The following is a 25,755-nucleotide window of genomic DNA, read 5'->3' on the forward strand; positions in this document are numbered from 1 at the left end:
GTGCTGCTCCGGTCGGGGTGGGGGCGAGGGGGTTCAGGGGTGCTGCACGGGGGTGGTTTTCTGTACCGACAGGCGACACGATGCCCCCACCGCCCGCGCTACTCGTGCGTAACAAGGTAAGGGGGACCCGATGCTGACGGCCCGCCAGAGATTCCTGACCCTTCTGACGCTCTGCCTGGCGCTCTGCCTGGCGCTTCTGGCGCCGGTCCCGGCCCAGGCCGCGCACCAGGCCGCCGACCAGGCACCGCAGCGCAATCCGGTGGTCTTCGTCCACGGTTACAACGCCGACCCCGGCGTGTGGGGCGCCCTGCGCGAGGACCTGCGCGCCGCCGGGTACGCCGACTCGGAGCTGTTCTCGTGGGGTTACGACACCCACCAGTCGGTCAACGAGGTGCTCTCCGGCCGTCTCGCCGCGTACGTCGACCAGGTCCGCCGCCAGACCGGCGCCGCCCGGGTCGACCTGGTCGCGCACTCCTTCGGCTCGCTCGTCACCCGCTGGTACGTGAAGTCCGGCGGCGGCGCTCCGGTCGTGGACCACTGGATCTCGCTCGCCGGACCCAACCACGGCACCTACATCAGCTGGGGCTGTGTCCTCTGGGACCAGGCCTGCCGGGACATGAGCCCCGGTTCCTACGTGCAGAAGAAGCTCGCCGAGGGCGACGAGACGCCCGGCGCGGTGAAGTACGCGACCTTCTGGTCCTCCTGTGACGAGGTCATCAACCCCGACAGCAGCGTGGCCCTGACCGGCGCCCTCAACACCTACGCCGGATGCCTCAAGCACAACGACTTCCTCGGCGACGACGGGGTCTCGGCCGGGGTCCGCGCGTTCCTCACCACCTAGGGGGTGCCTGACGGGACCCCGGCGGCCGGGGGCTCGTACGCGACGCGCTGGAGCAGGCCGTACGTGAACTCCGCCACGCACGGCCGCACGGCTCCGCTCCCGTCCCGCCCGGTGAAGGCCAGCCGCCACCGGGTGGGCGCGGTGCCCTCCATCGGGCGGGCGGGCGCGAAGGCCCGCGCCACCTCGTCCACCGTCGCCGACCAGGGCCGCAGATCGCCGAGGGACGCCAGTACGGGCCCCCGCGCGCCCGGGGCCCGGACCAGCCACTCGTTCCACACCGCCCCGTCCGGCGCGGCCAGCACCTCGAAGCGGAGGTCCGGCCAGAGCGGTACGGGCCACAGCAGCGCCTCGCACTCCAGGTCCCCGATGCTCCGCCGGGCCACGGACTCGGCCGGTCCGAGCACCGAGCGGTAGCGGGCCAGCGCCCCGCGCGCCCGGGGCGAGCGGACCATCGCCTGCCACCGCTTGTTCGCCTCGCGCTGCTCGGCGAGCGAGGCCCCGAGCCGGATCCGGGCCTGGTCGGCGAGGTCGGGCTGGAAATCGGACATCCGGCGCAACAGCACCAGCTGGAAGTCCCGCGAACCGAAGCGGGAGGTCGGGTGGGGTGCGGGGGCGGCGGCCATGCGCCTCAGAATTGCACACAGGATCCTTACACCTCCGCGATACGGATGATGCGAACGACCACGTAGCCTGCGGGCGCCATGGACTATTGCCACGCCTGCCGGAGGCACCTCAACGGCGCACTGGCGTGCGCCGGGTGCGGAACACCGGCCGAGTACCTGACCACCGCCCGCCCGACCGGCGCCGCGCCCGCGAACGCCACCGGGCCCGGCCCCGACACGCCGTACGCCGACGGCCCCGCCCTGCCCTACGGCGCTCCCCCCGACCCCGGGCACACCACCTCGTACGCCGCCGCGCACACCACCTCGTACGCCGCCGCGCCGGGCGCTCCCGGCGAGGGTGCGCGGGGGAGCCGTCGCCCCGGCGCGGCCCGCCGCCGCGTGCACCGGCGCCGCCGCCGGACCGCTCTGACCATGGGCCTCGGCCTGGTGCTCGCGGTCGGGGTCACCTTCGCGCTGGCCCGGATCGCGACCGAGGGGGGCGGTCAGTCGTCCAACGTGATGCTCAAGGACGGCGCGGGCGCCCAGCAGCCGCTCTCGACCCGGGACCCGTCCGACGTGGCCGCGCTCCAGCCGTCCGCGTCCGCCTCGGCGAAGCCCAGCGCGTCCGCCTCGGCGAGCCCGTCGGCCAGCGCCTCGCGGTCGGCGAGCCCGTCCGTCTCGGCGAGCGCCTCGGTCTCGGCCCGGCCGTCCGCCAGTGGCTCCGGGCCGGGGCAGCCCGCGCCCCCGACCGCGTCGGGGCCCCCCGCGACGAGCGGCCCGGCGTCGCCGAAGCCCTCCAAGAAGCCGAAGCCCTCGCCGAGCCCGTCGAAGACGCCGCCGGACGGGTGCTGGCTGTGGTGGTGCTGAGCCGCTGACGGGCCGTGCCGGGCCGGCCTCGCGGTCGGCCCGGCACGGCCCGTCAGCCCAGCATCCGCTTGAGCAGGTCCCGCAGCACCGCCCGCTCGGCCGTGGAGAGTCCGGCCAGGGGCTCGCGCGCGAAGTCGAGCGACTCGCGCAGCCGGTCGGCGGTCTGCAGGCCCTCGTCCGTGGCGGCGGCCAGCTTGACCCGCCGGTCGGCCGGGTCCGGCCGGCGCTCGGCCAGGCCCCGGCTCTCCAGCCGGTCGACTATTCCGGTCACGTTCGAGGGCTCGCACTTGAGCTTCTGGGCGATCCGGCGCATCGGCATCGGCTCCAGGGAGAGCAGACCGAGGACGCGCGCCTGGGCGCCGGTCAGCTGGTGGCTGGCCGCCGCCTGCTCGTACTCCTCGTGGTAGCGGGCCACGACGGTGCCGATGAGCTCGACGACCTCGAGGGTCAGGGGGTCCGTACGACGACTGGGCATGGAACCAGCGTACCCATTTACTTGACAACATGAAATATCCAGGAGCATGGTTGTTTCAGGTCGTTAAGTAATTTCTCTCCCGGGAGCGCTTCATGTCTGAGATTCCTGCCGTCAGCCGCGAGTGGCACTTGGTCGCCCGTCCGCAGGGCTGGCCCGTCGCCACCGACTTCGCCCTGCGTGAGGTGCCGCTGTCGGCGCAGCCCGGGCCCGGCCGGATCCTCGTCCGCAACCTCCACATGTCGGTCGACCCGTACATGCGTGGCCGGATGAACGATGTGAAGTCGTACATCCCGCCGTTCCGGCTCGACGCCCCGATGGACGGTGGCGCGGTGGGCGAGGTCGTCGCCTCCGCCGCCGAGGGCTTCGAGGTCGGGGACCACGTCCTGCACGGGCTGGGCTGGCGCGAGTACGCCGAGCTCGACGCGAAGCACGCCGTCAAGGTGGACGCCTCGCTCGCCCCGCTCTCCGCCTACCTGGGCGTCCTCGGCATGCCGGGCATGACCGCCTACGCGGGCCTCTTCGAGGTCGCCTCCTTCAAGGAGGGGGACGCCGTCTTCGTCTCCGGCGCCGCGGGTGCGGTCGGCAGCCTCGTCGGCCAGTTCGCGAAGATCAAGGGCGCGTCCCGGGTGATCGGCTCGGCCGGCTCGGACGAGAAGGTCACCACCCTCACCGAGAAGTACGGCTTCGACGCCGCCTTCAACTACAAGAACGGCCCCGTCGGCGAGCAGCTGAAGGAGGCCGCCCCCGAGGGCATCGACGTCTACTTCGACAATGTCGGCGGCGACCACCTGGAAGCGGCCATCAGCTCGCTCAACGTGCACGGCCGCGCCACCCTGTGCGGCGCGATCGCGCAGTACAACGCCACCGAGCCGACGCCCGGCCCGCGCAACCTCGCGCTGGTCATCGGCAAGCGGCTGCGTTTGCAGGGCATCCTCGTCGGGGACCACGCCGGCCTCCAGCAGCAGTTCGTCCAGGACGTGTCCGGATGGCTGCGTTCCGGTGAGCTGACGTACGACGAAACCGTCATCGAGGGCGTGGAGAACGCGGCCGACGCCTTCCTCGGTCTGCTGCGCGGTGACAACACCGGAAAGATGATCGTTTCCTTCACCGGTTAGGCTCACCCCAGACCGTCGCGGTCGTGGGCGCGAGCCGCGGCGAATACCAGGAGGATTTCCTTACATGTCGATCCAGCAGTCCGACGTCGTCTACACCGCTGTCGCCACCGCCGAGAACGGCCGTGACGGCCGCGTCGCCACCAGCGACGGTCAGCTCGACGTCGTCGTGAACCCGCCGAAGGAGATGGGTGGCAGCGGCGCCGGCACCAACCCGGAGGCCCTCTTCGCCGCCGGTTACAGCGCCTGCTTCCAGGGTGCGCTCGGTGTCGTCGCCCGCAACGAGAAGGCCGACATCTCCGGCTCCACCGTGACCGCCGAGGTCGGCATCGGCAAGAACGACGAGGGCTTCGGCATCATCGTCAAGATCTCGGCCTCCATCCCGAACGTGGACGCCGCCACCGCCAAGGACCTCATCGAGAAGGCCCACCAGGTCTGCCCGTACTCCAAGGCGACCCGCGGCAACATCACCGTCGAGCTGGCGGTCTGATCTCCGCGGACACCCGCACACAGCACAGGCCGCACCCCCGCCGAGGGGGTGCGGCCTGCGCCGTAAGCTGGCCCGATGAGTGATCTCGCGGGGGGCTTCCGCTATCTGCTGGCCGGACAGCGCTGGGTGTTCGGACACGGCCGCTGGCTCGGCATAGGGCTGCTGCCCGGACTGGTGTCGCTGGTCCTGTACGCCGGTGCGCTGATCGGCCTCGGCTTCGGCGCCGACGACCTGGTCGCCTGGCTGACCCCCTTCGCCGACGACTGGGGCTCGCCCTGGCTCGCGGTCTTCCGCGGATTCCTGACGGTCCTGCTCTTCGGCTTCGGCCTGTTCCTCGCGGTGGTCACCTTCACCGCGGTGACCCTGCTGATCGGCCAGCCGTTCTACGAGTCCCTCTCCGAGCAGGTCGACCGCGACCAGGGCGGCGACGTGCCCGAGTCCGGCCTCACCCTGTGGCAGGAGCTGTGGGTCTCGGCCCGCGACAGCCTGCGGCTGCTGGGCCGGGTGGTGCTGTACGGCGTCCTGCTCTTCGCTTTCGGCTTCATCCCGGTGATCGGGCAGACGGTCGTCCCGGCCGTCGGGTTCTGCGTCTCCGGCTACTTCCTCACCCAGGAGCTCACCAGCGTGGCCCTCATGCGCCGCCGGGTGGAGCTGCCCGGGCAGCTCGCCCTGCTGCGCTCGCGCCGGATGCTGGCGCTCGGCTTCGGCGTACCGCTGGTGCTGGCCTTCCTGGTGCCGCTGGTCGCGGTGTTCCTGATGCCCGGCGCGGTCGCGGGCGCGACCCTGATGGTCCGGGACCTCACCGCGGACCCGGACACGGAGCCGGACGCCGAACCGGACGCCTCACGGGACGCCGCGCCGTACGCCGACGGGGCGCGGCCGCGCGTGCCCGAGGGCTTCGGCCCGCCGCCCGCGGGGTACGGTCCGCCCGCCGGGCCGCCCGCCGGCCGGGTCAACGGAGGCTGAGCAGGCCGATCGCCCCCGCCGTGTCCTCGGCCCCGTACGCCGGATCCGCGGCCGGCCTGCGCGCCATCAGCTCCAGGTAGGGGGCGATCAGCTCCGCGCTGACCCCCTGCTCCTCGGCCGCCCGCAGCAGCGTCGGGGCGCCCGCCACCTGCATGGCCAGGCTGGAGACCACCCCCGAGGTGAAGTCGCCCGACTCCAGCCGCCCGGCGGCTCCGCCCGCGAAGTGCCCCATCGCGCCCAGCCACTCCGACAGCAGCGGCGCCAGCGACGAGGGTGCGATCCCCTCGCCCCGGATCAGCGCGTAGGCGTGCGAGACCCCGGCGAACAGCCCGTACATCGCGCTCAGCGGCGCCACGTCGTGCAGGGCCGCGTGCCCGGCGTCCGTACCGACGAACCGGGCCCCGGCCGGGACCTCCAGGGCCGCGCGGTGGCCGAGGCGCCGTCCAGCAGGCACAGGACCACCAGCGGGCCGGCGGCCACAGACACCGCGTCCCCGGGGCCGGGGACGCCACGGCTCAGGCCGGCCCGCGCAGCAGGGTCACGAAGGAGCGGAAGGCGGCGGGCATGTCCACCGTTTCCGGGGCCAGGAGCCACTGGTACTGGAGGCCGTCCATCACCGCGGTGAGCAGGGGGGCCGCCTCCTCGGGGGTGAGGCCCGACGGGAGGCGCTCGCCGAACTCGGCGCGCAGCGCCGCCGCCATCTCGGAGCGCACCTGCGCGTAGCGCTCGGTGAAGAACTCCCGGGCCGGGTGTCCGTCGGTGACGCTCTCGCCCAGCAGCGCCGAGAAGGTCTGCACGATCCCGGGGCGCATCGCGTTGTAGTCCACCAGCGACGCGAGCAGGTCCAGGCGCCAGTGCTCGGCCGAGGCGCGCGAGCCGCCGCCGGTGTCCCAGCGGTCGCGCTCCTCCAGCACGGCGACCAGCAGGGACTCCTTGGTGGGGAAGTAGTGCAGCAGGCCCTGCTGGGTCAGCCCCACGCGCTCGGCGACGGAGCCCAGGGACGCGCCCCGGTACCCGCGTTCCGCGATCACCTCGACCGCGGCGCGCAGGATGTCCCCGCGCCGCTCCTCGCTCCTGGCCCTGACCATCCGGCCCGCCTTCCCTCTCGCCCGCTCTCGCCCGCCCTTGCCCGGCGTGGCGCTCCCGCCAGCAGGACCGTACGCCATTCCACCATAAATAACGAATAGATCACGAACCCTACCGGTTTACAGGTATCGGGTTCACGATGGGGGCAACCGCACCGCAGTACTCGACGAGGAGGCAGGCCGTGGCAGGCGACGCCCTCAAGCACCCCCGGAACACCCAGGACCAGGACGCTGACCGGACCCGCGACGACGTGGTGGAAGCCGCGCTCGGCAAGCTCGACCTCGACACCAAGGCCCGGCTGCTCGCCGGGCAGGACATGTGGACGCTGCCCGCCCTCCCCGAGATCGGACTGGGCTCCCTGGTCATGTCCGACGGGCCGATCGGTGTCCGCGGCGTCCGCTGGACCGCCGACGACCCGTCCGTCGCCCTGCCGTCACCGACCGCGCTCGCCGCCGCCTGGGACCCCGCCCTGGCCCGCCGGGCCGGTCGGCTGCTGGCCCAGGAGGCCCGCCGCAAGGGCGTGCACGTCCTGCTCGCGCCCACCGTCAACCTGCACCGCTCCCCGCTGGGCGGCCGCCACTTCGAGTGCTACTCCGAGGACCCGTACCTCACCGGCGCCATCGGCACCGGCTACGTCCAGGGCGTCCAGGACGGTGGAGTCGGCACCACCGTCAAGCACTTCGTCGGCAACGACGCCGAGACGGAACGCTTCACCGTCGACTGCGTCATCGCCCCGCGCCCGCTGCGCGAGCTCTACCTGGCGCCCTTCGAGGCCATCGTCACCAACGCCCACCCGTGGGGCATCATGACGTCGTACAACCAGGTCAACGGCACGACGCTGACCGAACACCGCTACCTCGTCAACGAGGTCCTGCGCGGCGAATGGGGCTTCGACGGCTACAACGTCTCCGACTGGATGGCCGCCCGCTCCACCACCGGCGACATCCTCGGCGGCCTCGACGTGGCCATGCCGGGCCCGCAGACCGTCTACGGCCCCCCGCTCGCCGCGGCCGTCCGGGCCGGGGAGGTCCCCGAGTCCGCCGTCGACGACGCTGTGCGCAACGTCCTGCGGCTCGCCGCCCGCGTCGGCCTGCTCGAGGGCGCCCCGCCGGTCGTCACCGACGCCCCGGCCGCCATCGACGGCCCGGCGCTGGCCCGCGAGCTGGCCGCCCGCGGCTCCGTCCTCGTCCGCAACGAGAACGCCGCGCTTCCGCTGAGCACCGAGGGCCGTACGGTCGCCCTCTCCGGCGCCGCCGCCCGCGACGCCCGGGTCCTCGGCGGCGGCAGCGCCACCGTCTTCCCCGAGCGGGTCGTCTCCCCGCTCGACGGCCTCACCGCCGCCCTCCCGCAGGGCGCCCTGAGCTTCTCCGTCGGCGCGGACCCCAGCGAGGAACTCACCCCCGCCGACACCGGCTTCGAGCTGCGCGCGGTGTGCCGGGACGAGTCGGGGGCCGTCCTCGGCGAGGGCAGCCTGCCGTCCGGCCAGGTCCAGTGGATCGGCGACGACCTGCCCGCCGGGGTGACGTACGAGACGATGGCCTCCATCGAGGTCACCGGCACCCTCGTCCCCCGCGAGAGCGGCGAACACGCCTTCGGCACCCGGGGCCTGGGCGCCTTCACCCTCGTGGTGGACGGCGAGCGGCTCTGGGAGGGCGTCCAGCACCTGGGCTCCGAGGCCGACCCGTTCGAGGCGTTCTTCGGCGCCCCCAGCGAGCGGGCCCGCACCGTCCTCACGGAGGGCGAGCCGGTCGAGGTCTCCCTGACCTACCAGGTGCCCGCCGACATGGCGGCGCTCCCGCTCAAGGCGGTCATGTTCTCGCTGCTCCACCTCGGGCCGCGGCGCGATGCCGACACGCTGATCGCCGAGGCCGTGGCCGCCGCGCGCGGCGCGGACACCGCCGTCGTGGTCGTCGCCACCACCGAGCGCGTCGAGTCCGAGGGCTTCGACCGCAAGGACCTGGAGCTGCCCGGGCGGCAGAACGACCTCGTCCGGGCCGTCGCCGCCGTCAACCCGAACACCGTGGTCGTCGTCAACGCCGGTTCCCCGGTGGAGATGCCCTGGCGGGACGACGTGGCGGCGATCCTGCTGACCTGGTTCCCCGGGCAGGAGGGCGGGGCCGCGCTGGCCGACGTACTCCTCGGCGAGCGGGAGCCGGGCGGGCGGCTGCCCACCACCTGGCCCGCCGCGTTCGCCGACGCGCCCGTCACCGAGGTGGTCCCGGACCAGGGGCGCCTCGAGTACCGCGAGGGGCTCCACATCGGCTACCGGGCGTACGAGAAGGCCGGCGTGGCCCCCGCGTTCTGCTTCGGGCACGGTCTCGGCTACACCGACTGGGAGTACGAGTCCCTGGAGGTCACCGCCGACGTGGCCCGGGTCCGGATCCGCAACACCGGCAGCCGCCCCGGCCGCGAGGTCGTCCAGGTCTACCTGGCCCCCGAGCAGGACCCCGTGGAACGCCCGGCGAGCTGGCTGGCGGGCTTCGCGAGCCTGGAGGCGGGCCCCGGCGAGAGCGTGGAGGCCGAGATCGCGCTGCCCGCGCGGGCCTTCGAGATCTGGGACGAGGGCGCCGGTGCCTGGCAGCGCGTGGGCGGCGCGTACGAGGTCCGCGCGAGCCACTCGCACGCCGACACCCGGCTGACCGCCACCCTTGAGTTCCGCTAGACGCCCCGGACGGCGGCTGGCCGGAAATCACCCATGAACCGGACCGGGGGCGGACCCTGACACCTGCCCCCGGTCCTTTCGTACGACCGGTCAGGGCCGGACGGGCAGGGTCGACCGGGCGGGATCGACCGGGCAGGGTCAGACGGGCGGCTTGGCCGAGGTCACCTGGCGGTGCGCCAGCTCCGCCAGCCGGGCCTGGCCGTCCTTGCCCGGATGGAACCAGTCCCAGTGACTCAACTGCTGGGTCGTGAACGGGTACTGGAAGACGGCGCCGCCGTCGTAGCGGCACAGCTCGTCCTTCGCGCAGACCTGCCGCAGCACCTCGTTGTACTCCACCACGCGCGCCCGCACCTTCTCGCGCCGCGCCGTCGCCCCCGCCGTGACCGACTCGGAGTCCGCGAGCATCGACTGGCAGATCCCGAGCTTCCAGATCTGCCGGCCCATCGCGCTGCCCTTGCCCTGCTCCCACAGGCGCTGCAGGTCCGGCACGCTCGACACGTACACCTGGGTCTTGGGCGCGACCTCCCGCAGCCCCGCCAGGGCCTTCTCGAAGCCCTCCCGGAAGGCGTCCACCGAGGTCATCGACGAAGCCGTGGGGCGGCAGGCGTCGTTCGACCCCACCATCACCGTGATCAGGTCGGGACGCTGCGCGGCCGCCGCCGCCAGCTGTCCGCCCAGGTCCGCCATCCGGGCGCCCGTCACCGCGTAGTTCCAGCTGCGCTCGGGGGTCAGCGCCTCGCCGAGCAGCCGGGTCGCGAGCGAGTGCACCTCGGGATCGTTCCCGGTGGCCCAGGAGGCCTCGGGGCAGTCCGCCAGCACCGAACAGGCGTCGAAACCCCGCGTGATGGAGTCGCCGACGGCGGCGATGGAGGCGGGGGCGGTGTTCCAGCGCGGCGCCGCCTGCGCCCCGCGCACGCCGCCGGACGCGCCGCCGCCGTCCTGACAGCCCGCGGCGGCCAGGGCCAGCACGGCCGCCGCCGCGCCCGCGCGCAGAGCGGACTTCCGCCCGCGGTGGCGCGCGGAGGTGGTGGTCCGCATGGGTGAGGTCCCTCCTTCGTCGTCCGGCGTCCCCGAAGGGCGTCCTGCTGAGTGAAAGCTGTGCGTTTGGCGGCCTTGGAGCGACCGTACGTCACACCATGACCCCCGGCGCACGGTAGCTTTTTCCCGTGGCGTTTCGGCCGCACGTCCTTTGGCGCAATGTCAGATCATTTCCGGTAAATTACATCACGTCACATACTGTCCGTTTTCAGGAGTTTATTCCCGACCTCGTCCCACACTGGAGGTCCCGGTGACGACACGTGGAGTTCTGTACGTGCATTCCGCACCGCGCGCGCTCTGCCCGCACGTGGAATGGGCGGTCGCGGGCGTACTCGGGGTGCGGGTGAACCTCGACTGGATCAGGCAGCCCGCCTCGCCCGGCACCTGGAGAGCCGAGTTCTCCTGGCAGGCCGAACCGGGCACCGCCTCGAAGCTCGCGTCCGCCCTGCGCGGCTGGCACCTGCTGCGCTTCGAGGTGACGGCCGAACCCTGTCCCACCGCCGAGGGAGAGCGCTACAGCTCGACTCCCGAACTCGGCATCTTCCACGCCGTCACCGGCATGCACGGTGACATCCTCATCCCGGAGGACCGGCTGCGCGCCGCCCTCGCCCGGTCCGTCCTCGGTGAGACCGACCTGGAGGCGGAGATCGCCAAGCTGCTCGGGAAGCCCTGGGACGACGAACTGGAACCTTTCCGCTACGCGGGCGAGGGCGCGCCGGTGCGCTGGCTCCACCAGGTGGTCTGACCCCCCCCGCGTACGCAGGAGGGCCCGCCCCGGACATCCGGGGCGGGCCCTCCTGCGTACGTACGCGGATCAGACAGTGCGGAAGGCCAGCGACACGTTGTGGCCGCCGAAGCCGAACGAGTTGTTGATCGCGGAGATCGGGCCGTCGACGGGCAGCTTGCGCGGCTCGTCGCGGACGATGTCCGCCGTGATGTCGTCGTCCAGCTCGTCGACGTTGATCGTCGGCGGGGCGATGCGGTGGTACAGCGCCAGCACGGTCGCGACGGTCTCGATACCGCCCGCGCCGCCCAGCAGGTGACCGGTCATCGACTTGGTCGCCGAGATCGCGATGTGGTCGAGGTCGTCGCCCAGCACCTTGCGCAGGGCCTTCAGCTCGGCCGTGTCACCCTGCGGGGTGGACGTGGCGTGCGCGTTCAGGTGGACCAGCTCGGCCGGGTTCAGCCCGGTGTTGTCCAGCAGGTTGCGCAGCGCGGCCGCGACACCGCGGCCGGTGGGCTCGGGCTGCGCGATGTGGTGGCTGTCCGCGGACAGACCCTGGCCCAGCACCTCGCAGTAGACCCGGGCACCGCGCTTGGCGGCGTGCTCGGCGGACTCGAGGACCACCACGCCCGCGCCCTCGCCGAGGACGAAGCCGTCGCGGGCCTTGTCGTACGGGCGGGAGGCGGTGGTGGGGTTCTCGTTGTTCTTGGACATCGCCATCATGTTGGCGAAAGCGGCGATCGGCAGCGGGTGGATCGCCGCCTCCGTGCCGCCCGCGATGACCACGTCGGCGCGGCCGGTGCGGATCATCTCGACGGCGTAACCGATGGCCTCGGCGCCGGAGGCGCACGCGCTGACCGGGGTGTGCACACCGGCCTGCGAGTTCACCTCGAGGCCGACGTTGGCCGCCGGGCCGTTCGGCATGAGCATGGGGACGGTGTGCGGGGAGACCCGGCGCACGCCCTTTTCCTTCAGTACGTCGTACTGGTCGAGCAGGGTGGTGACACCGCCGATACCGGAGGCGATCACCGTGCCGAGGCGCTCGGGGTCGACCGAGGGGTCCTCACCGGCGGGACCGGTGTACCCCGCGTCGGCCCAGGCCTCACGGCCCGCGATCAGCGCGAACTGCGCCGAGCGGTCCAGCTTGCGGGCGAGCGGACGGGGCAGGACCTCACTCGGGTCCACGGCGGCCGTGGCGGCGATGCGGACCGGGAGTTCGGCGAAGCGCTCGCCTTCGAGGGGCTTGACCCCGGAACGACCGGCAAGCAGACCTTCCCAGGTCGAAGCGCTGTCGCCACCCAGCGGAGTGGTTGCGCCGATACCGGTGACGACCACGGTGCGATTGGTCGGGCTCACAGGAATTCTTTCTCCACGTGTAAGAGGGTGCTGAATTGTCACGGCGCCACCGCCGGGTGGCGACAAACGCTCGTCAGGCTCAGGCCTGGTGCTTCAGGATGTAGTCGGCGGCGTCGCCGACCGTCTTGAGGTTCTTGACGTCCTCGTCCGGGATCTTCACCTCGAAGCGCTCTTCGGCGGCGACGACGACCTCGACCATGGACAGCGAGTCGACGTCCAGGTCGTCGGTGAAGGACTTGTCGAGCTGGACGTCCTCCTGCGGGATGCCGGCGATCTCGTTGACGATCTCCGCGAGACCCTCGAGGATCTCTTCCTGCGTGGCGGCCATGTGGCGCTCCTTCTTAGATAGCTGACTCTGGTGGTACAGGTCGGGAAAAGGATCCCGGGCCCTAGGGGAGGGTAACGACCGTGGCTGCGTAGACGAGTCCCGCCCCGAAGCCGATGACGAGCGCGGTGTCGCCGCTCTTCGCCGCCCCGGTCGCCAGGAGCCGCTCCATCGCGAGCGGGATCGAGGCGGCCGAGGTGTTGCCGGTGGTCTCGATGTCACGGGCGACCGTGACGTGTTCCGGCAGCTTCAGAGTCTTCACCATCGAGTCGATGATCCGCATGTTCGCCTGGTGCGGGATGAAGACGTCCAGGTCGTCCGCGGTGATCCCGGCCGCGTCGAGCGCCTGCTGGGCCACCTTGGCCATCTCGAAGACGGCCCAGCGGAAGACCGCCTGGCCCTCCTGCGTGATGGCCGGAAACTTCTCTCCGCCGTCCTTGCCGAGGTACTCGTCCCACGGCACGGTCTGCTTGATGGTGTCGGACTTGTCGCCCTCCGAACCCCACACGGTGGGGCCGATGGCCGGCTCGTCCGACGGGCCGATGACCACGGCGCCCGCTCCGTCACCGAACAGGAAGGCCGTCGCGCGGTCCTCCAGGTCGGTCAGGTCGGACAGCCGCTCGACACCGATGACCAGGACGTACTCCGCCGAGCCCTCGACGACCAGGCTCTTGGCCAGGGTCAGGCCGTAGCCGAAACCGGCGCAGCCGGCGGAGATGTCGAACGCGGCGGGCTTGCCCGCGCCGATGCGGTGCGCGATCTCCGTCGCGACCGCCGGGGTCTGCTTGAAGTGCGAGACCGTCGAGACGATCACGGCGCCGATCCGCTCGGGGGCGACCCCGGCGTCGGCCAGCGCCTTGCCCGAGGCCTCCACCGACATCGCGGCGACCGTCTCCTGCGGCGAGGCCCAGTGCCGGGTCGCGATGCCGGAGCGGGAGCGGATCCACTCGTCGGACGAGTCGATCGTCTCCAGGATCACCTCGTTGGGGACGACCCGCGTCGGGCGGTAGCCGCCGACGCCGAGGATGCGCGCGTACGGGGAACCCTTGGCAGGTTTGATCTTCGACATGCTGTGTGGGCTCCTTCTCTCAGGCCGCGTGCTCAGCGATGAGCGCTGCGGCCTTCTCGAGATCGTCGGGCGTCTTCAGTGCCACGGTCGGTACGCCCTTGAGGGCGCGCTTGGCCAGCCCCGTCAGGGTGCCGCCCGGGCACAGCTCGATGATCCCGGTGACGCCTTGTGCGGCGAACGTCTCCATGCACAGGTCCCAGCGGACCGGGTTGGCGACCTGACCGACCAGGCGGGCGACGACGTCGGCGCCCGAGGTGACGATCTGCCCGTCCTTGTTGGACACGTACTTCAGCACCGGGTCGGCCGGGGAGAGGGCCTGGGCGGCCTTCTCCAGGGCGACGACCGCGGGAGCCATGTGGTGCGTGTGGAAGGCGCCCGCGACCTTGAGGGCGACGACCTTCATGGTGCCTTCGGGCTTGTCGGCCACCAGAGCGTCGATCTGCTCCATGGTGCCCGCGGCCACGATCTGGCCGGCGCCGTTGATGTTCGCCGGGGTCAGGCCCATGGCGGTCAGGTGGGCGACGACCACGTCCGGGTCACCGCCGAGAACGGCGGCCATGCCGGTCTCGGTGACCGCGGCGGCCTCCGCCATGCCCAGCCCGCGGGTGCGGACGAAGGACAGCGCGTCCGCCTCGGACAGCACACCGGCGTACGCGGCGGCGGTGATCTCACCGACGCTGTGACCGGCGACCGCGCCGAACGCGGCCGGGGAGCCCAGCGCGCCGGCGGACAGCAGGCCCGCCGCCACCAGCAGCGGCTGGGCCACGGCGGTGTCGCGGATCTCATCCGCGTCGGCCTTCGTGCCGTAGTGGGCAAGGTCGAGCTCGATGGCATCCGACCATGCGGCGACGCGGTCAGCGACGCCGGGGAGGTCGAGCCAGGAAGTCAGGAAGCCGGGCGTCTGAGCGCCTTGGCCGGGAGCGACGAGTACGAGCACCCTCACACTCTCTCTTGAGTTCGGTCTGCGCCGCCCGTGGGGACAGGGACGAAGAACTGTCGGGGTAATTGTTGATGTCCGACAAAAGTCTAGGACGGCTGTTCGCCGTCGGCCAGACGCCCCAGGATCAGGGCGATCCGCAGGGTGAACGCGGAGCGGACATCCGAGGGCGACCAGCCGGTGACGTCGGTCACACGTCGGAGCCGGTACCGCACCGTGTTCGGGTGCACGAAGAGCATCCGCGCCGCCCCTTCGAGGCTGCTCGCCTGCTCCAGGTAGACGCTCAGCGTCTCCAGCAGAGCGGAACCGGCCTCTTCGAGCGGTCTGTAGATCTCCTCCACCAGCTGCTCGCGAGCGGAGGGGTCGGAAGCGATCGCACGCTCCGGTAGGAGATCATCCGCGAGGACCGGCCGGGGGGCGTCCTGCCACGCCGTGCAGGCCTTCAGCCCGGCCGCCGCGGCCTGCGCCGACTTCGTCGCGTTCAGCAGGTCCGACACCACCGGACCGGCCACCACCGCGCCCGCCGCGAACGGCCCGATCAGGGACTTCGCGACCTGCATCGGGTTGTCGCTGCCCCCCGCGATCACGACGAGCCGGTCGCCGAGCACCCCGGTGAGCACCTGCAGCTTGTGGTGCCGGGCGGCCCGCCGGATCGCCTCCACCGTCAGCTCGCTGTCACCCTCCGGCGCGGTTCCCAGCACCACGCACACATGGTCGGGCGAACTCCAGCCGAGCGCCGCGGCCCGCGACAGCGCGCCCTCGTCCGCCTCGCCGGACAGCACCGCGTTGACGACGAGGGACTCCAGCCGGGCGTCCCACGCGCCGCGCGCCTCCGCGGCCTGCGCGTACACCTGGGCGGTCGCGAACGCGATCTCCCGGGCGTAGACCAGCAGCGCCTCGCGCAGGATCGACTCGTCGCCCGGGGCGGCCACCTCTTCGATGGCCGATTCCATCACCTCGATCGTCGTACGGACCATCTCGACGGTCTGGCGCAGGGTGATCGCGCGGGTGAGCTCGCGCGGAGCCGTCCCGAAAACGTCGGTGGAGATCGCCTGCGGGGTCTCCGGGTGCCGGAACCACTCGGTGAAGGCGGCGATGCCCGCCTGGGCGACCAGGCCGATCCAGGAGCGGTTCTCCGGTGGCATCGCCCGGTACCACGACAGCGTCTCGTCCATGCGGGCGATCGCGTTGGCGGCGAGACGTCCCGAGGACTTCTCGAGCCTGCGCAGGGTCGCGGCATGCGGATGGGCCGGATGAACCTGGTGGGCGGGATGCGTGGGATGCGCGGGGGGCTGCTCACGTTCGGGTTGGGGCACGTGACAAGACTGCCCTATCCGGACCCCGCCGCGGAGTCCCGGGTCGGCGGCCCGGCCCGGGGGCTGTGGTCGGCCGTGGGGCTACGGTGGCCTCCATGATGGAAGTACGCCGTGCCACGGACCGTTACCAGGGCGGGGACGAGGCGGCCGGGATCAGCACCCGGCACGCCTTCTCCTTCGGGAGTGCCTACGATCCGGACAACCTCGGCTTCGGCCCGGTCCGGGCCTGCAACGAGGAGTCCCTCGCCCCCGGAGCGGGCTTCGAGGAGCACGCGCACCGGCACACCGAGATCGTCACCTGGGTGACGGAGGGCGAGCTCACCCACCGGGACAGCACCGGGCACGCCACCGTCGTGCGGGCCGGGGACGTCCAGCGGCTCAGCGCGGGCGAGGGGGTGCGCCACGTCGAGCGCAACGACGCCGACGTGCCGCTGCGCTTCGTCCAGATGTGGCTCGCCCCGCTGGACGGCGCCGGGCAGCAGCCCTCGTACGACATCGCGCGGGCCGTCGAGGACGGCGCGCCCTACAAGATCCCCGGGGCCGGGGCCGTGCTCCAGGTGCGCAGGCCCGGCGCGGGCGAGCGGGTCGCCGTACCGGCCGCGCCGCGGGTGTACCTGCACGTGGTGCGCGGGGACCTGCGGCTCGACGGGGCGGCCGGAGCGGACGGGGCGGACGGCGCGGACGGTGTCGGACCGGGCGTGGAGCTCGGCCCCGGGGACTCGGTGCGGATCAGTGGCGTGAGCGGCCTGGAGATCGCCGCCGGATCCCCGGCCGAGCTGCTCCTGTGGGAGCTGCCGTAGGGGGCGCGGCGTGGCGTGGTGGCCCGCCGCCGCTCAGCCGTGGTGACCGGTGAGGGAGCCGACCAGCCCGTCGAGCGAACCGCCCGGCGGATCGCCGGCCGGGTCGGCGGCCCGGGAGCGGATCGTGGGGAGCCTGCGGTAGAGGGCGGTGCCCGGGCACTCGGTGGCGAAGGCGTCGCGGTGGCCGGAGATCCGCTCGAAGCGCGCCTGCTGCCCGGTGCGGAAGGTGCCGTTGTCGAGGCCGGAGGTCAGCGTGACGCTGCCCCGCGGGTCGTACCCGTACCGGCCCAGCTTCCAGGCGGCGAGCCGGGCCACGGCGCTCATCGCGGCGTCGGAGGGCTCCTGGGAGGAGTACTCGCCGATGACCGCGACGCCCATGGTGTCGGTGTTGAACCCGAGGGTGTGGGCCCCGGTCACGGGCCGGTCGGCGCCGCCCCGGCGGCCCTCGAAGACGGTGCCGCACTTGTCGACGACGAAGTTGTAACCGAGGTCCTTCCAGCCGTTCGTGCGCACGTGCAGGGTCTGCAGACCGCGCATCAGCGCCGCCGAGTCCGCGCAGTCGTAGGCGTTGGTCTGCGCGGTGTGGTGCACGAAGACGGCCTTGACCTCCTTGCCGTACACCGGCTCGTTCCCCGGCTGTTCCCGCGCGCCCCACGCGCCGCGGGAGACCACGTCGGGGCCGGCCGCGGACCCCTTCGCGTACGCGGCCGGTACGGCGTCCCCCGCGCCGGGGCCCGGCTCCACCGGGTCGGCGCCCGGGTCGACCAGATCCAGCCGCAGCCCGGCGGGCAGCGGCCCGCCGTGCCCCGCGACCCGGACCTCGACCCCGTCGGAGGGCCCCGCCCACAACGGCTCGGAAACCCCGCGCACGCCCTCGCCGCGCTCCGTGCCCAGCACGGTCCAAGGTGACCAGGCTCCGGTCTCGGCCGACTTGGTGCGGACCCGGATCTCCCCGTCGAGGCGCCGGTCCGGCTCGTCCCAGGAGACGGCCAGCATGCTGAAGCCGGCCGTGTCCGCGTCCTCGAACGAGGCGCCGGAGCCGTTCGCCCGCAGGGGCTCGGTGCGCAGCGCGGCGCCCGGCACCCCCCGGACCGCGAGCAGGCCGACGATGCCGGTGGTGAGGGCGGCGGTGGCGGCCGTCACCACGATGCTGCGGGTGCGCACCCGGTTCTCCCCGATGATCAACGGTGGATGAGAACCGGAATCTATCGACGCGAACGGGTGGGAACCGGGAAGAGCGCCAGGCCAATCGGGTCGGATGGGGGCATAGCCCCGGTGGTGTCACCCGATCGGCACCGCGATCGAACGGGCTTTCAGCCGCGCCCGGCCAGCCCGGCGAGGACCGCGTCGGTGAACGGCGGCCACGCCTGCACCGCCCACGGCCCGAAGGGCCGGTCGGTGAGCGCCACGCAGGCCGCGCGGGCGTCGGGATCCACCCACAGGAAGGTGCCGGCCTGCCCGAAGTGGCCGAAGGTGCGCGGGGAGGAGGTCGCGCCCGTCCAGTGCGGGGACTTCCCGTCGCGGATCTCCAGACCGAGGCCCCAGTCGTTGGGGGACTGGTGACCGTAACCGGGCAGCACGCCCTTGCGGCCCGGGTGCACCACGGAGGTGGCCTCGGCGACCGTACGGACGTCCAGCAGCCGCGGGGCCTGCAGCTCCGCGGCGAAACGGGCCAGGTCGGAGACCGTCGAGACGCCGTCCTTGGCGGGGGAGCCGTCCAGGGTGGTCGCGTTCATGCCGAGCGGCTCCAGCACCGCCTGGTGCAGGTACTCGGCGAAGGGGATGCCGGTGGCCTTGGTGATGTGGTCGCCGAGCACCTCGAAACCGGCGTTGGAGTACAGTCGCCGCTCCCCGGCCGGGGCCATCGCGCGGTGCTCGTCGAAGGCGAGGCCGCTGGTGTGCGCGAGCAGGTGGCGCACGGTGGACCCCTCGGGCCCGGCCGGCTCGTCCAGCTCGATCGCCCCCTCCTCGTACGCGACGAGCGCGGCGTACGCGGCGAGCGGCTTGGTGACGGAGGCCAGCGCGAAGCGGTGGCCGACCGGCCCGTGGGCGCCCGCGAGGGTCCCGTCGGCGCGTACGACGGCCGCCGCGGCGGTCGGCACCGGCCAGGTGTCGATGATCCGCAGGCTCTCCATGATCTCCGTGCTCTCCATGCGGCCGAGCCTACTTGCTTGGAGTGCACTCAAGGGTTTTAGCGTGGTGGTCATGAGCCTGACGGAGACGCGGTACACGATCAGCGAGGTCGAGGCCCGGACCGGTCTGACCCAGCACACCTTGCGCTGGTACGAGCGGATCGGGCTGATGCCGCACGTGGACCGCTCGCACTCCGGGCAGCGCCGGTTCAGCGACAAGGACCTCGACTGGCTCGCCTTCGTCGGCAAGCTGCGCGCCACCGGGATGTCGGTGGCGGACATGGTCCGCTACGCGGAACTGGTGCGCGAGGGCCAGCACACCTTCGACCAGCGGCGGGAGCTGCTGGAGCGGACGCGCCGGGAGGTGCGGGCGCGGATCGACGAGCTGACGGACGCGCTCGCGGTACTGGATTTCAAGATCGGCTTTTACGCGGAACCGTCGCACGCGGCGGACACGGAGCAGGGGAAGGCGCAGTCATGACGCACACGGACAACGCGACGAACGACGCGACGAACGACGCGACGGGCAAGATCGCACAGGTCGAACTGGGCAAGGGAGGCCCGCTGGTCGGCATACAGGGGCTCGGCTGCATGGGCATCAGCGAGTTCTACGGCGACACGGACGAGGCGGCGGCCCACGACACCCTGGACGCGGCCCTGGAGGCCGGGGTCACCCTCTTCGACACGGCCGACGTGTACGGGCGCGGGCGCAACGAGGAGTTCCTCGCGCCGTTCGTCGCCGCGCACCGGGACGAGATCACCCTGGCCACGAAGTTCGGCATCGAGCGGACGGACGACCCGCAGTTCCGGGCCGTGCGCAACGACGCGGCGTACGTCCGCCAGTCCGTCGAGGGCAGCCTGCGGCGGCTCGGCGTGGACGTCATCGACCTGTACTACATGCACCGGCGTGACCCGCAGGTGCCGTTCGCGGAGTCGGTGGGCGCGATGGCGGAGCTGGTGGCCGAGGGCAAGGTCCGTCACCTGGGGCTGAGCGAGGTCACGGGCGCCGAGCTGCGCGAGGCGCACGCGGTGCACCCGATCGCCGCGCTCCAGTCGGAGTGGTCGCTGTTCAGCCGGGACGTGGAGCAGAGCGCGGTGGGCGCGGCGGCGGAGCTGGGCGTGGCCTTCGTGCCGTACTCCCCGCTCGGGCGCGGCTTCCTGACCGGAGCGTTCGCGGACGCGGGCGCGGAGCTCTCGGAGGGCGACTTCCGCCGCTACCAGCCGCGCTTCACCGGGGACAACGCGAAGGCCAACGCCGCACTGCTGGCACCGGTCCGCGAGATCGCGGCGGCGCACGGGGCCACCCCGGCGCAGATCGCGCTGGCCTGGGTCCAGCAGCGGTCGGCGGTCCACGGCCTGACGGTCGTCCCGATCCCGGGCACCCGCAAGCGCACCCGCCTGACGGAGAACACGGCGGCGACCCGGATCACCCTGACCCCCGCGGAGCTCGCCCTCCTGGAGCCGATCGCCTCCCACGTAGCGGGCGACCGCTACCCGGACATGAGCTCGACCTCGAAGTCCCGCGAGTCCTGACCCCTCCAGGGCGCCGTAAAGCAGCCCGTCCGGCGTTCGAGGCCGCCCCGACCCGGGGTCACTTCCAGCCGGTCCGGCGTTCGAGGCCGCCCCGGCCCGGGGTCACTTCCAGCCGGTCCGGCGTTCGAGGCCGCCGCGACCTGGGGTCACTTCCAGCCGGTCCGGCGTTCGAGGCCGCCGCGACCTGGGGTCACTTCCAGCCGGTCCGGCGTTCGAGGCCGCCCCGACCCGGGGTCACTTCCAGCCCGTCCGGCGTTTGAGGACAGCCCCCGACCCGGGGTCAAATCCAGCCCGTCCGGCGTTTGAGGACAGCCCCCGACCCGGGGTCGCTTCCAGCCGGTCCGGCGTTTGAGGCCGCCCCGGCCCGGGGTCGCTTCCAGCCGGTCCGGCGTTCGAGGCCGCCCCGACCCGGGGTCACTTCCAGCCCGTCCGGCGTTTGAGGACAGCCCGTGCCGCAGGCGCGAAGGCCCCGCGCAGCAGCCGCGCGGGGCCTTCGGCGCGGCCGAGGCCCGCTCCACCCCGCCGCCCCCGCCAGGGCTCACGCATCCGAGGCGAAACGATCCCGCAGAGCCGCGTACTCGGCATCGGTCAGCAGCCCGGCCCCGTGCAGCTCCCCGAGGTGCCGCATCCGGTCCGGCTCCCGCGGCACCGCCCCCGCGGCGGCCGCCGCCACCGGGGTCCGCCCCCGGACCGCCGCCAGCACCGCGGCGGCGAAAGGCAGGGACTCGTGGACCCCGCCGTACCCCGTGGCGAACACCACCGCCGCCGGGTCGTGCTCCGGAGCCGGGACCCCCTCGCCGTCGTCGCGCGAGCGCAGCCGCAGGTGGCCGCCGGGCCGCTCGGGGGAATGCCACTCGACCCCGGTCAGCGAGGCCAGCGGGTAATGCCGGTCGCCGGCCTTCCACTTGGTGCTGGAGGCGCCGGTGCGAGACCAGCGCAGGCTCACTCCGCTCTCGTCGAGGGTCGCCCGGGCGTCGTACGCCTTGAGGTGCAGCGGCGGCTTCGGCGTCTCGACCAGGAAGCGCGGCGCCGGTTCGGCCGGATCCGGCCCGAGCCGGGCGCGCAGCCCGTCGGCCAGCGCCGCCGCCAGCGGCGCCCGGTCGGCGGGCAGCACCAGCCGGTACGGGTCGCAGATGTCCTTCAGCTGCCCCGCGGCGGCTTCCATCAGCGGATCCGCCCCGGGCCGCGGCACGGCGCGCAGCACCACCGCGTCCCGCTTCCCCGCGGTCACGGTCACACTCACCTCGGAGACCGCCTCGTAGGGAATGCGGCGCTGCCCCAGCGCATGCCAGAGCCGCGGCATGCGCAGTGCGGACATCCCCCGTTCGAAGCGGATGAGCACCGAGTCCGAGTCGAACTCCCAGACGGCATGGTTTCCGGCCAGTACGTCACCCATGCGGCTCATCGTAAAGGGCGGCGGGCCTGTGCGTCCCCTGACTGCGAGGGTCGTTTTCCGGCCCTCTACGCGCGTCGGTCCACTTCTGTACCGTAAATTCCGCGTCGGCAGGAGTCGTCCCCGCTCGCACATACCGCGGAAGCGTACGAACCGGTTCCGATTCGCGCGAAGTTCGCCAACGAGCCGGTCCCTGGCTCGAAATAGCCGGTGTGGCTCTTCGCCCCGGCAGCCGACAGCCGCCGTGCGCCGAAGCCCGGGGACACCGGATCCGCCCCGTGCCCGACGCCGCCGAGTTCCAGGTGCGGCACGTCCGCGATCCAGTCACCCTCGTCCCGCATCGCCCAGACCCGGGCCGAGGTGCCCAGCGCGGCGGCGTTCTGCACGCGCATGCCGGGGCTGCCCGAGACCACCACGTCGGTCACCCGGCGCGGCAGGCCGTGGGCGGCGACCCCGCACACGACCGATCCGTAGCTGTGGCAGAACAGCGCCACCGAGGCGTCACCGGGCAGGGCGGCCGCGAGCGATTCCAGTCGTACGGCGCCCTGCGCGGCCAGCCGGCCGGTGGCCGCGTCCACACCGAGCCCGGTGGGGGTGACGTACCCGGCCCAGGCGATGACGGCCGTCCGGCTGTCGGGAGCCGCCGCCCGCTCGGCCTCGTAGAGCGACTCGGCCATGCCGACCGGGGCGCTGTAGCGGCGCTGGGAGCGTTCGAAGGTGAGCAGGTCGGTGTCGACGCCGGGCACGATCACCGAGACGCGCTGCGCCCGGTCCAGATCGCCGAAGACCTCGGCGGCCAGGCCGTCGCCGCTGGGGTCGAAGACGAGGATCTGCCGCGCGGGGTCGGCCAGGGATTCCAGCCGGTGCAGCCGCCGGTTCGCCTCGTCGCGGTCGGCCGGCGTCAGCGCCACGTCCTGGGCGCGGGCCCGCTCGGTGCGGCCCGCCTGGTCGAGGGCGCGCCGGTTGGCCCGGTAGCGGGTCTGTGCGGGTACCCCGTCGAGGTTGCCGACGACGAGGGGGTAGCTGTCGGCGAGCCGGTCGCGCTCGGACCCGTCCAGGTCGGCGAAGAAGCGCGCGACGGTCCGTATGGGGGCGTCGGCGGCCGGTACGGGACGGCCGCCGGTCCGGGCTCCGGCCCAGGCGGCGAGGGCCGTTCTGCGGGCCGAGACGTTCTCCTCGGGCCGGTGCACGGCCGTCCAGCCGGTCGTCGCGAGCATGACGAAGACCACCAGGAGCGCGAGCACGGCGTGCAGCGCGCCGGGGCTGGGAGAGGTGGCGGGGGAGGCAGGGCCATGCAGGCCGGGCAGGTTCACTGAGGGACAGCCTAGGAGACCTTTTCCGGCTGCGGCACGCCGGGTGACGGGGGTCACGGACCCTCGTCCGCGGCCGTCACCGAGGGCTTCCAGACCGTCTCGCATAGGTACGGAACGGACGCCCCACCGGGGCGACGACGCCCCTCGCGCCCCTCGCGCCCCTAGCTCCCCGTGCGCCCGGCCCCGCCCCTCGGCCGCCCTCAGCGCCAGTCGGCGGCCAGCGCCGGTCCGATCTGGTCGAGGTAGTCCTCGGTCATCCGGCGGATCGCGGCCACGCTGGTGTCCTCGCCCCGCCCCCACAACCGCCCGGTCACCCGCATCACCCCGGAGAACGCGGCCACCGCCACCCGCGGCCGCGGGTCGGTGTCCACGTCGAGCCCCTCGCGCGCCGCGATCAGCCGGGCGATCTGCTCCTCCAGCTCCGTGGAGCGGCGCAGGTGGACGGCGAGCAGCGCGGGCGTGGACTCGATCAGCTGGTAGGCCCGCATGTGCAGCTCGACCGGGACCACCTCGCCGATGGCCTCCTCGATGGTGTCCCAGGCGCTGAGCACCGCGTTCCGCATGGCCACCAGCGGTCCCTCGGCGGCCGGGCGGGCCCCGAGGGCGGCCACGAAGTGGGACTCCACCAGGTCCTGGACGGCGAAGGCGACCTCTTCCTTGTTGGCGAAGTACCGGAAGAAGGTGCGCTGGGAGACCTCGACGGCCTCGGTGATCTCGTCGACGGTCGTCTGCTCGTACCCCTGCGTGGTGAAGAGCACGAGGGAGCAGCGCAGCAGCGCGTCGCGGGTGCGGCGCTTCTTGCGCTCGCGCAGCCCGGCGGGCGCGGCCGGCGCGGCGGTGGGCGTCGGTTCCGCGGGTGTCGGTTCCGCGGGTGTCGGTGCCGGTCGCGTCGGCGCGGTGGGCGGGGGCGCCGTCGGTGCGCCGGGCCGCTGGTCGGTCATCACCGCGGGGTCCTCTTTCGGGCAGCGGGGGCGGGGTGGGCGGTCAGGGTACCTGTGACGGACCTGACAGTTGCTGTCCCGCTAAGCCGTTTGTGAAGTGTCAGTCGCTGTCACTAGCCTGTTGGCATGACTCGTCAGATCAGCCTCGACAAGCAGGAGCCCGTGCGGGACACGGAGGCGGACACCGCGCCGGGCCGGCCCTCCGGGCTCCGGGGACATCCATGGCTGACCCTCTTCGCCGTCGCGATCGGCGTCATGATGGTCACCCTCGACGGCACGATCGTCGCGGTCGCCAACCCCGCCATCACCGCCGACCTCGGCGCCACCCTCGCCGAGGTGCAGTGGATCACCAACGGCTACCTCCTCGCTCTCGCGGTCTCCCTGATCACCGCGGGCAAGCTCGGTGACCGCTTCGGCCACCGCCAGACCTTCCTCATAGGCATCGCCGGATTCGCCGCGTCGTCCGCCGCGATCGGCCTCTCCTCCAGCGTCGAGCTGGTCATCGGCTTCCGCGTCGCGCAGGGCGTCTTCGGCGCCCTGCTGATGCCCGCCGCGCTCGGCCTGCTGCGCGCCACCTTCCCCGCCGAGAAGCTCAACATGGCCATCGGCATCTGGGGCATGGTCATCGGCGCCTCGACCGCCGCCGGGCCCATCGTCGGCGGCCTGCTCGTCGAGCACGTCAACTGGCAGTCCGTCTTCTTCATCAACGTGCCCGTCGGCGTGATCGCGCTCGGCTTCGGCCTGTTCATCCTGCTCGACCACCGCGCCGAGAACGCCCCCCGGTCCTTCGACGTCCTGGGCATCCTGCTGCTGTCCGGCGCGATGTTCTCGCTGATCTGGTCCCTGATCAAGGCGTCCGAGTGGGGCTGGGGCGACGAGAAGACCCTGCTGTTCCTCGCCGGATCCGTCCTCTGCTTCGCGCTCTTCGCCTTCTGGGAGACCCGGGTCGCCGAGCCGCTGATCCCGCTCGGCATGTTCCGCTCGGTGCCGCTGTCCGCGGGCACCGTCCTCATGGTCCTGATGGCCTTCGCCTTCATGGGCGGGCTCTTCTTCGTCACCTTCTACCTGCAGAACGTGCACGACATGAGCCCCGTCGACAGCGGTCTGCACCTGCTGCCGCTCACCGGCATGATGATCATCGGCTCGCCGCTCGCGGGCCTGGCCATCACCCGGATCGGCCCGCGCGTCCCGCTGGTCGCGGGCATGGTCGCCACCGCCGCCGCCTGCTTCGGGATGTCCCAGCTCACCCCGCACACCGGCACCGTCACCATGTCCGTCTGGTTCGCCCTCATGGGCCTGGGCCTGGCGCCCGTCATGGTCGGCGCCACCGAGGTCATCGTGGGCAACGCGCCGCTCGAGCTCTCCGGCGTGGCCGGCGGCCTCCAGCAGGCCGCCATGCAGGTCGGCGGCAGCCTCGGCACCGCCGTGCTCGGCGCCGTCATGGCCGACAAGGTGTCCTCGTCCTTCGTCGGGAACTGGAACGCGGCGCACCTGCCGCCCCTCACCCCCGCGCAGGCCGAGCAGGCCACGAGCGCCGTCACGGTGGGCGTCGCCCCCGTCCCCGAGGGCGCGCGGGAGGACCTCGCGCAGGCCATCACCTCGGTCGCCCATGACACCTTCGTGTCAGGCATGAACACCGCCTTCGTCGTCGCCGGCGCGGTCGCGGTGCTCGCCGCCGTGGTCGCCGGCTTCACCCGGCGCGGCGAGAACGCGGCCGCGGGCGCGGGAGCGGCCCACATCTGACGCGCCCGGTCGGCCCGGTCCCGCCGGACCCGCC

Annotated in this window: 25 protein-coding genes and 1 pseudogene; 11 read left to right on the forward strand and 15 right to left on the reverse strand. The window is 72.9% G+C overall.

Annotated features, from left to right (window positions below):
• Positions 1–130 precede the first annotated feature (130 nt).
• Complete coding sequence (locus ABT084_RS17240; RefSeq protein WP_351044090.1) at positions 131–841, forward strand: esterase/lipase family protein; 711 nt, start codon at positions 131–133, stop codon at positions 839–841.
• Here the strand turns inward: ABT084_RS17240 and ABT084_RS17245 are convergent.
• Entirely contained in the window at positions 838–1,464 is a 627-nt protein-coding gene (locus tag ABT084_RS17245; protein WP_351044093.1) for a hypothetical protein, read from the reverse strand. The two genes, ABT084_RS17240 and ABT084_RS17245, sit on opposite strands and share 4 nt — an antisense overlap.
• Positions 1,465–1,542: 78 nt before the next feature.
• On the opposite strand from ABT084_RS17245, the gene ABT084_RS17250 reads away from it, so the two are divergent.
• Positions 1,543–2,310, forward strand: a complete 768-nt coding sequence (locus ABT084_RS17250; protein ID WP_351044096.1) for an SCO2400 family protein — start codon at positions 1,543–1,545, stop codon at positions 2,308–2,310.
• Between the two features lie 52 nt (positions 2,311–2,362).
• On the opposite strand, the gene ABT084_RS17255 is transcribed toward ABT084_RS17250, so the two are convergent.
• Complete coding sequence (locus ABT084_RS17255; protein WP_351044099.1) at positions 2,363–2,785, reverse strand: MarR family winged helix-turn-helix transcriptional regulator; 423 nt, start codon at positions 2,783–2,785, stop codon at positions 2,363–2,365.
• Between the two features lie 92 nt (positions 2,786–2,877).
• Between ABT084_RS17255 and ABT084_RS17260 the strand changes: the two genes are divergently transcribed.
• The 3 genes from ABT084_RS17260 (at position 2,878) to ABT084_RS17270 (ending at position 5,353) form a co-directional block, all read left to right on the forward strand.
• Positions 2,878–3,900 carry an NADP-dependent oxidoreductase gene (locus ABT084_RS17260; RefSeq protein ID WP_351044102.1) on the forward strand — a complete coding sequence of 341 codons (1,023 nt, stop codon included), beginning with the start codon at positions 2,878–2,880 and terminating at the stop codon, positions 3,898–3,900.
• Positions 3,901–3,964: 64 nt separating this feature from the next.
• On the forward strand, positions 3,965–4,387 hold the full coding sequence (locus ABT084_RS17265; RefSeq protein ID WP_351044105.1) for an organic hydroperoxide resistance protein: 423 nt from the start codon (positions 3,965–3,967) through the stop codon (positions 4,385–4,387).
• A gap of 75 nt (positions 4,388–4,462) precedes the next feature.
• A complete protein-coding gene (locus ABT084_RS17270; RefSeq protein ID WP_351044107.1) occupies positions 4,463–5,353 on the forward strand; it encodes an EI24 domain-containing protein in 891 nt (296 codons plus the stop codon).
• Here ABT084_RS17270 and ABT084_RS17275 read toward each other — a convergent pair.
• Positions 5,340–5,783, reverse strand: a pseudogene (locus tag ABT084_RS17275) (imine reductase family protein); the annotation flags it as partial. The gene ABT084_RS17270 and the pseudogene ABT084_RS17275 sit on opposite strands and share 14 nt — an antisense overlap.
• A gap of 85 nt (positions 5,784–5,868) precedes the next feature.
• Positions 5,869–6,441 carry a TetR/AcrR family transcriptional regulator gene (locus tag ABT084_RS17280; RefSeq protein ID WP_351044109.1) on the reverse strand — a complete coding sequence of 191 codons (573 nt, stop codon included), beginning with the start codon at positions 6,439–6,441 and terminating at the stop codon, positions 5,869–5,871.
• 179 nt (positions 6,442–6,620) lie between these two features.
• Here ABT084_RS17280 and ABT084_RS17285 point away from each other — a divergent pair, with 179 nt between their 5' ends.
• Positions 6,621–9,101 carry a glycoside hydrolase family 3 protein gene (locus ABT084_RS17285; RefSeq protein WP_502968955.1) on the forward strand — a complete coding sequence of 827 codons (2,481 nt, stop codon included), beginning with the start codon at positions 6,621–6,623 and terminating at the stop codon, positions 9,099–9,101.
• Positions 9,102–9,239: 138 nt separating this feature from the next.
• On the opposite strand, the gene ABT084_RS17290 is transcribed toward ABT084_RS17285, so the two are convergent.
• Positions 9,240–10,139 (reverse strand): SGNH/GDSL hydrolase family protein, encoded by a 900-nt coding sequence (locus tag ABT084_RS17290; protein ID WP_351044112.1) that lies wholly within the window; start codon positions 10,137–10,139, stop codon positions 9,240–9,242.
• 250 nt (positions 10,140–10,389) lie between these two features.
• On the opposite strand from ABT084_RS17290, the gene ABT084_RS17295 reads away from it, so the two are divergent.
• Positions 10,390–10,884, forward strand: coding sequence for a DUF3145 domain-containing protein (locus ABT084_RS17295; protein ID WP_351044114.1), 495 nt, complete (start codon positions 10,390–10,392; stop codon positions 10,882–10,884).
• A 69-nt stretch (positions 10,885–10,953) separates the two neighbouring features.
• Here ABT084_RS17295 and fabF read toward each other — a convergent pair whose 3' ends face one another.
• The 5 genes from fabF to ABT084_RS17320 form a co-directional block, all read right to left on the reverse strand.
• Positions 10,954–12,219, reverse strand: coding sequence for a beta-ketoacyl-ACP synthase II (fabF, locus tag ABT084_RS17300; protein WP_351044117.1), 1,266 nt, complete (start codon positions 12,217–12,219; stop codon positions 10,954–10,956).
• 79 nt (positions 12,220–12,298) lie between these two features.
• Positions 12,299–12,547, reverse strand: a complete 249-nt coding sequence (locus tag ABT084_RS17305) for an acyl carrier protein (RefSeq protein ID WP_150519766.1) — start codon at positions 12,545–12,547, stop codon at positions 12,299–12,301.
• A gap of 61 nt (positions 12,548–12,608) precedes the next feature.
• Positions 12,609–13,613: a ketoacyl-ACP synthase III gene (locus tag ABT084_RS17310; protein ID WP_351044120.1), complete on the reverse strand. Its 1,005-nt coding sequence runs from the start codon at positions 13,611–13,613 to the stop codon at positions 12,609–12,611.
• 19 nt (positions 13,614–13,632) lie between these two features.
• Positions 13,633–14,550 (reverse strand): ACP S-malonyltransferase, encoded by a 918-nt coding sequence (locus tag ABT084_RS17315; protein ID WP_351044123.1) that lies wholly within the window; start codon positions 14,548–14,550, stop codon positions 13,633–13,635.
• A gap of 89 nt (positions 14,551–14,639) precedes the next feature.
• The gene (locus tag ABT084_RS17320) at positions 14,640–15,866 is read right to left on the reverse strand and encodes a PucR family transcriptional regulator (protein ID WP_467958306.1); all 1,227 of its coding nucleotides are present in this window, start codon (positions 15,864–15,866) and stop codon (positions 14,640–14,642) included.
• A gap of 95 nt (positions 15,867–15,961) precedes the next feature.
• Here ABT084_RS17320 and ABT084_RS17325 point away from each other — a divergent pair, with 95 nt between their 5' ends.
• Positions 15,962–16,666, forward strand: coding sequence for a pirin family protein (locus ABT084_RS17325; RefSeq protein WP_351044126.1), 705 nt, complete (start codon positions 15,962–15,964; stop codon positions 16,664–16,666).
• A 33-nt stretch (positions 16,667–16,699) separates the two neighbouring features.
• Here the strand turns inward: ABT084_RS17325 and ABT084_RS17330 are convergent, their stop codons facing one another.
• Positions 16,700–17,830, reverse strand: a complete 1,131-nt coding sequence (locus ABT084_RS17330) for a peptidoglycan recognition protein family protein (RefSeq protein WP_351044127.1) — start codon at positions 17,828–17,830, stop codon at positions 16,700–16,702.
• 149 nt (positions 17,831–17,979) lie between these two features.
• Positions 17,980–18,801, reverse strand: a complete 822-nt coding sequence (locus ABT084_RS17335; protein ID WP_351044234.1) for a serine hydrolase domain-containing protein — start codon at positions 18,799–18,801, stop codon at positions 17,980–17,982.
• Between the two features lie 70 nt (positions 18,802–18,871).
• Here ABT084_RS17335 and ABT084_RS17340 point away from each other — a divergent pair, with 70 nt between their 5' ends.
• Together ABT084_RS17340 and ABT084_RS17345 are read left to right on the forward strand one after the other, a co-directional pair.
• Entirely contained in the window at positions 18,872–19,279 is a 408-nt protein-coding gene (locus ABT084_RS17340) for a MerR family transcriptional regulator (RefSeq protein ID WP_351044130.1), read from the forward strand.
• On the forward strand, positions 19,276–20,331 hold the full coding sequence (locus tag ABT084_RS17345; protein ID WP_351044133.1) for an aldo/keto reductase: 1,056 nt from the start codon (positions 19,276–19,278) through the stop codon (positions 20,329–20,331). Before ABT084_RS17340 ends, ABT084_RS17345 begins: the two co-directional genes overlap by 4 nt.
• Positions 20,332–20,869: 538 nt before the next feature.
• Here the strand turns inward: ABT084_RS17345 and ABT084_RS17350 are convergent.
• The 3 genes from ABT084_RS17350 to ABT084_RS17360 form a co-directional block, all read right to left on the reverse strand.
• Positions 20,870–21,727, reverse strand: a complete 858-nt coding sequence (locus ABT084_RS17350) for a DUF4429 domain-containing protein (protein ID WP_502968956.1) — start codon at positions 21,725–21,727, stop codon at positions 20,870–20,872.
• A 65-nt stretch (positions 21,728–21,792) separates the two neighbouring features.
• Positions 21,793–22,941, reverse strand: a complete 1,149-nt coding sequence (locus tag ABT084_RS17355; RefSeq protein WP_351044237.1) for an alpha/beta hydrolase — start codon at positions 22,939–22,941, stop codon at positions 21,793–21,795.
• Positions 22,942–23,237: 296 nt separating this feature from the next.
• Positions 23,238–23,978 carry a TetR family transcriptional regulator gene (locus tag ABT084_RS17360; RefSeq protein ID WP_351044139.1) on the reverse strand — a complete coding sequence of 247 codons (741 nt, stop codon included), beginning with the start codon at positions 23,976–23,978 and terminating at the stop codon, positions 23,238–23,240.
• A gap of 255 nt (positions 23,979–24,233) precedes the next feature.
• Between ABT084_RS17360 and ABT084_RS17365 the strand changes: the two genes are divergently transcribed.
• Positions 24,234–25,721, forward strand: coding sequence for an MFS transporter (locus tag ABT084_RS17365; RefSeq protein ID WP_351044239.1), 1,488 nt, complete (start codon positions 24,234–24,236; stop codon positions 25,719–25,721).
• Positions 25,722–25,755 lie beyond the last annotated feature (34 nt).

Origin of the sequence: Streptomyces sp. NPDC002138 (assembly GCF_040296485.1) — a bacterium.
In the GTDB taxonomy this organism is placed as follows: Bacteria; Actinomycetota; Actinomycetes; order Streptomycetales; family Streptomycetaceae; genus Streptomyces.